7 protein-coding genes are annotated in these 5,233 nt (G+C 65.0%); 1 reads left to right on the forward strand and 6 read right to left on the reverse strand.

Annotated elements, in window-relative coordinates; genetic code table 11:
- The 5 genes from AAF184_24510 to AAF184_24530 all read right to left on the reverse strand — a co-directional run.
- Positions 1–207 (reverse strand): arsenical-resistance protein (locus AAF184_24510; GenBank protein ID MEO0425519.1); only part of this gene is annotated, 207 nt, incomplete at its 3' end.
- A gap of 3 nt (positions 208–210) precedes the next feature.
- On the reverse strand, positions 211–696 hold the full coding sequence (locus AAF184_24515; protein ID MEO0425520.1) for an arsenate reductase ArsC: 486 nt from the start codon (positions 694–696) through the stop codon (positions 211–213).
- Entirely contained in the window at positions 689–1,036 is a 348-nt protein-coding gene (locus tag AAF184_24520; GenBank protein ID MEO0425521.1) for a metalloregulator ArsR/SmtB family transcription factor, read from the reverse strand. The genes AAF184_24515 and AAF184_24520 overlap by 8 nt, the downstream gene beginning before the upstream one ends.
- A gap of 141 nt (positions 1,037–1,177) precedes the next feature.
- Positions 1,178–3,733, reverse strand: a complete 2,556-nt coding sequence (locus AAF184_24525; protein MEO0425522.1) for an alpha/beta fold hydrolase — start codon at positions 3,731–3,733, stop codon at positions 1,178–1,180.
- 50 nt (positions 3,734–3,783) lie between these two features.
- Positions 3,784–4,512: an alpha/beta hydrolase gene (locus AAF184_24530; protein MEO0425523.1), complete on the reverse strand. Its 729-nt coding sequence runs from the start codon at positions 4,510–4,512 to the stop codon at positions 3,784–3,786.
- A gap of 129 nt (positions 4,513–4,641) precedes the next feature.
- Here AAF184_24530 and AAF184_24535 point away from each other — a divergent pair, with 129 nt between their 5' ends.
- Positions 4,642–5,037 (forward strand): hypothetical protein, encoded by a 396-nt coding sequence (locus tag AAF184_24535; protein MEO0425524.1) that lies wholly within the window; start codon positions 4,642–4,644, stop codon positions 5,035–5,037.
- On the opposite strand, the gene AAF184_24540 is transcribed toward AAF184_24535, so the two are convergent.
- On the reverse strand, positions 5,009–5,233 hold a 225-nt coding region (locus AAF184_24540; protein MEO0425525.1), incomplete at its 5' end, for a Smr/MutS family protein. The genes AAF184_24535 and AAF184_24540 overlap by 29 nt on opposite strands.

Genomic DNA, 5,233 nt, shown 5'->3' on the forward strand with positions numbered 1-5,233 from the left:
GCCGATGTCCCTGATGGAGGCGAAGTCCACCTGGATCATCATCGGGTAGATCATGAGCCAGATGAGCACCGCCACGGGCAGGTTCACCTTGGCGACCTCCAGGCTGGCGAACACCTGAAACAGCGCGGGGAATAGGCTGCCTAAGGCTAGGCCAGCGACGATGCACAGGCCTACCCAGACACTCAGGTAGCGCTCGAAGACGCCCATGGCTTACGCGGCCGTCTTGGCGATGTGCTCGAGGGCGTCGCGCAGCTTGTCGCCCTCGAGTTGGGAGAAGTCATGCGCGAGCAGGCGTTGGAGCCGATCCTTGATCATGCCGACCACGCGGTCGAAGGCAGCCGCGCGTTCCCGCAGATCCTCCACCTTGGACGGGTCCGGCAGGCCCCAGTGGGCGATCACGGTGTCACTCAGCCACAGGGGGCAGGGTTCGCCCGCGGCGCTGTCGCACACGGTGATGACGGCGTCCGGGGCCATCTCCTCGCAGTCGTCCCAGGACTTGCTGTGCAAGCCTTCGGTCTCGATGCCGAGGCCGCCCAGCGTGGCCAAGGTGTCCGGGTGGACGACGCCGCTCGGCGTGCTGCCGGCGCTGAGCGCCGTGATGCGGCCCTCGCCGAGCTCGCGGGCCAGGGCTTCGCAGAGGATGCTCCGGCAGCGATTGTGAGTGCAGACGAACATCAGTGTTAGCTTGTCAGGCATCGGCGGCTATCCGTTGCGGGCGATTGTTCATGGCGCGCAGGCGCTTGGTAATGGCCTTGAGCGACGTCGCCTCGGCCTGGGCAGCTTCGTCCAGGATGCGAAGGGACCAGTCCGGTAGCTGCGGATGCAGCTGGTAGAAGACCCATTGACCCTGACGCCGATCGAGGAGCAGCCCGCAGTTGCGCAGCTGAGCCAGGTGGCGCGACACCTTCGACTGGTTCTCATCGAGGGCGACGACCAGCTCGCACACGCAGAGTTCACCGTGGGTGTGCGCGAGGAGCATCGAGGCGAGGCGTACCTGCTCTGCGAGGCACGAGAAGAACTGCTGGGGCTTGAGCATGACGCGCCTGCGAAGGCTTAAGGGGCGGCCATTAGTACATAGATATGTGGATATCCGCAATTACAGTTATGTGTCACGTGCGACCCCCCCCTGACCAGTCGGGCAGAGCGCACCCTGTACTGCGCCCAGTTGGGCGTGAGACTAGGCGTCGCAGCGACCGCCTGCGCCTGTGAAGCGTGCCTCGAACCAGTCCACCAGGGTGGTGAGCACCTGCTGGTGTACGGCACCGGCCTCGTCTCCCGGAGCGCCCAGGGAGTGATCAACCCCGGGAATGGTGACGATCGTGACATCCGCCTGGCTACGGGTGGCTGCGCGCAGTAGGGGCACGTTGACCTTGGGAGGCACAATCGGATCGAGGGCGCCGAAGATGGCGAGTGCGGGGATGTCCAGGGCCGGCCACGGCGGGATCCCGAAATCCGGGCGACGGCGGAAGTAGTCGAGATCCGCGTCGTCCAGCGACTCGGGGATCAGGGCATGCTCGGCCCAACGGGCTTGCCGTGCCAGCCCATTGATCGCTTCGAAAGCGCTCCAGGGCGCATCGCTTTGGGCCAGCACTACCGTTTGCTTTTGGTAGGCGAAGGCCTCGCTGAATTCCGCGGCGGAGTAGCCCTCGTCCGCCTGCTCCATGAAGGCCACGGTAACGTGCCCCTGCTGATCGTCGAGGGACTCTGCCGGTGCCACCAGGGTCACGAGGAACGCGACGTCGTCGCGTCGGGCGGCCACGGTGGGCGCCACCCAGCCGCCGGCGCTGTTGGCGAAGAGGCCGGCACAGCCTAGATCGCCCATCGTGCTGAGGAAATCGAGAGCGCCATCGACATCTTCGAAGCGCTCCTGACTGGTGAAGGTGGGTGCGCGTAGCGTCGAATCGCCAGTGCCGCGAGAGTCGAAGACGAGGGCGGCGACACCATGGCTCGCGAGCAGCTCGCCCCAATGCAGCATCTCGCCGCGCTCGCCATTACCGCGGCCCGTGACCATCACCGCCACGGCGGGGGTCGACTTGTTCAGTGGCCGCAGCAACACGCCGGCGAGGCGATCGACCCCGGCGGTGAACGCGACAGCCTCCTCCGTGTAGGTGTCCTGCCCGACATCGCCGGCAGTGGGCTCAGGTAGAGCGCCTTGCAAGCGCGGCACCACGACGACGATAAACGCGACGATGAGCGCGAACCACCCGATGAGCGCAGCCGCGTAGGCGCGCCACACCACGGGCGGACGATAGAGCGATCCAACCGCCCTTTCGGTGTTGAGAAACGCCGGGCTGGTCAGCGCACGAATGCTCGACGCCACCGTCAGCGTCACGACGAAGCCGATCACGTTCCACCACATCCAGAAGATCTCCGGATGGCCACGCCAGAGGTAGAGGTTGACTCCGACACCGACCAGCAAACCGACATTGGCGCCGATGGGGCTACGCTGTCGTCTGAGGATGGCCAGCAGAAACACCGCCAGTACGGGACCGAACAGCGCGGACCCCACCTTGTTGATCGCCTCGATCACCGTGGGCGCGATCGCGCCGGCAAACAGGGACAGAGCGAGGATCAGCAAGCCCCACACCACGGAGATGATCCGCGCCCAACGCACCGTATGGCCTTCATCACGCGGCTGAATGCCCAGCGTGTTGAGGTCTTCCAAGCTCACGGCCGAGAGCGAGTTCACCGCCGAACTCAGCGACGACATCGCCGCTGCCATCACGGCCACCAGCAACACCCCGATCATCCCGTGCGGCAAGTACTCCAGGATGAAGATCGGCATCATGAAGTCCGGGCGGTCGACGGGCACTTTCGCGAGGAGCGCCGGGTCGCCCTGCATCACTACGCCCACCGCGAGCCCCACGAAGCAGTACAACACCACCAGGGGGAAGCGCAGCAGGCTGTTCATCAGGAGCACGCGGCGCGTGTCGCCGAGGCTGCGTGCCGAGAGCAGGCGCTGCGCTTCGGTCTGATCGCAGCCGTAGTAGGACGCGTACAGCACGATGCCGCCGAAGAGCATGGGCCAGAAGCCGAACTGGTCGCCGTCGAAGCCGAGGGCGTCGAAGTCCGCCGTCACCAGACGCGATGGCTCCACCTGGGCCCAAAAGGATGCGAGGCCCGTGTCGCCGAGAGCGAGGAGTGCGTAGATGCCCACGGCGCCGAGGCCGATCACGATCAACCCCATCTGCAAGGCGTCGCCGTAGACTACTGCGCGCATGCCGCCGCTCGCCGAGTAGACCATGGTGATCACGCCCACGGCGAGAATGGACTGCCACTGGGGCATGCCCAGCACGGCCTGCAGGATGATGCTCATGGCGTACACCATGATGCCAGTGGAGAAGGCACGCACGATCTGGAAAGCGACGCTGATCATGACGCGGGTGGAGCGCGCGAAGCGCTTCTCCAGGTAGTCGTAGATGCTCACCACGCCCGAGTGGTAGAGCGCCGGTGCGATCACGAACATGATCAGCAGCATCGCGATCGGCAAACCAAGTTCATAGGTAAGCCACCTGAGACCGCCGCCCTCGCGCAGGCCGACGAAGGCGGGCGCGGAGATGAAGCTGATGGCCGAGAGCTGGGTGGCCATGGTGGAGAGGGTGAGGGGGAACCAGCCGATGCGCCGACCGCCGAGGTAGTAGTCCGCCTCGGCCTTCTGCTCGCGCAGGCGGTAGCCGAGGAAGAGCAAGCCGCTCAGGTAGGCGATCACTACGAAGTGGTCGAGGGCGTTCACCGGGCGTCGGCTCCGTTCATCATGTCAGGCGGGTCGTTCGCCTGCGGCGCCTAGAAGTTCGCGCTCAGGAACGCCTGGACCGCATCCCAGTACTCCTGGCTTGTCTCGCCGACGGGAAGGAGGGTGGAGGAGCCGTGCTTGCCTGGGCCCGTTGGGGCAAAAGCGGTCAGGCGGTCTGCATCGATCGCCTCGCTGATGCTGGCCCAACTTCCGAGTTCGCCCTTGGCCGAGGTGATGAAGGTGGGAACGGCTAGTCCGCGGGCTGATTTGGCTACGGCGAGCTTGCCTTGGAAGTACTCGCCTGGGGAGAAGGCCAATACGCCGTCCGCCCAGTTTGGGTCGTGTCCGGCGAGTGCCAACACCAGGGAGGCTGAATAGGAGGAACCCCACACCACCACCTTGGTCGCCCCCAACGAGTCCTTCGCGTAGGCGACAGCGGCCAGCAGGTCTGCCCGTGCGTCGAGGTACTCGGTGTCCTTGCCCGCGCGCTTGGCGGCCCTCGCCGTGTCGTTGCGCACGCCGTTACGCGCTCGGCCCGAGCGCTGATCGATCGCCATGGCCGTGTATCCCCAGCCGTTCAGCTGTGGGGCGATATCCTGGTACTCGCCGCGACTCGAGCCGGCCTGGTGAAACAACACCAGCACCGTTTGCTTGGCGTCTTCGGCGGGGTAGAGATCTGCCGTGATTTCCAAACCGTCTTCGGCGGCGAAGCGAATGGTCTGTTGGGCTAACGCCAAGGGCGCGAAGAGCACCAGCGCCAGGAAGGATACGGTCTTCATTTCAGGCTCCGTTGAGAGGTGACGATTGCCATGTCACCGGCAGAGTCTAAGCGCCAACGGCACCCTGTGTGCACGAGATCGATTTACGCCGCCTCGGCGGCTGGCTCACTACCGTCGGGAGCAACGTCAATGCGCTTCATACCACCCACCCACTTAAGCGTTTGGCTGTCCGCCGCGATCATCCTCCTCACCACGGGCGCCGTGGTGGCTGAGGAAGGCCAAGACTTCACCCTGGTGGGTCGATGGGACGTGTCGCTCCACTACTCACCTGACAAACCCCCGAGCAAGACCGAACTGGTGGTGACGGCGATGGTCGACGGCAAGCTGGAGGGCAGCTTCTACGGCAGTCCCTTCAGCGAAAGCGGTTACACCGTGCATCGAGGCACGTTGCTCTTCACCGCCGTCACGGCCGATGGCACCGGCCCCTACCTGCACTCGGCCCGGCAGGTAGGCGAGTGCCTCGAGGGGCAGACCCTGTCGACGGGTCGAGGATTCCTCATGGCGTGGACCGCTTGTCGCTCCTAGTCCCGGGGCTCAGGTGGTCGCCCGACGTTGCGAGCACTTTCCACACGTGCTCACGAAGTGTTCCTATTCCCTTCCCGTGGATGATCCGAACTTCCAGAAATCCATGCCGCCGGGCTTCGCGGATGTACTCGGGCACGAGGGATGAGATCTCCCGGGGTTGGAACGTATGAAGATCCAGTTCGCTGGTGATGGGCAC

The sequence above is a fragment of the Pseudomonadota bacterium genome (assembly GCA_039815145.1).
Lineage (GTDB): Bacteria > Pseudomonadota > Gammaproteobacteria > Steroidobacterales > JBCBZW01 > JBCBZW01.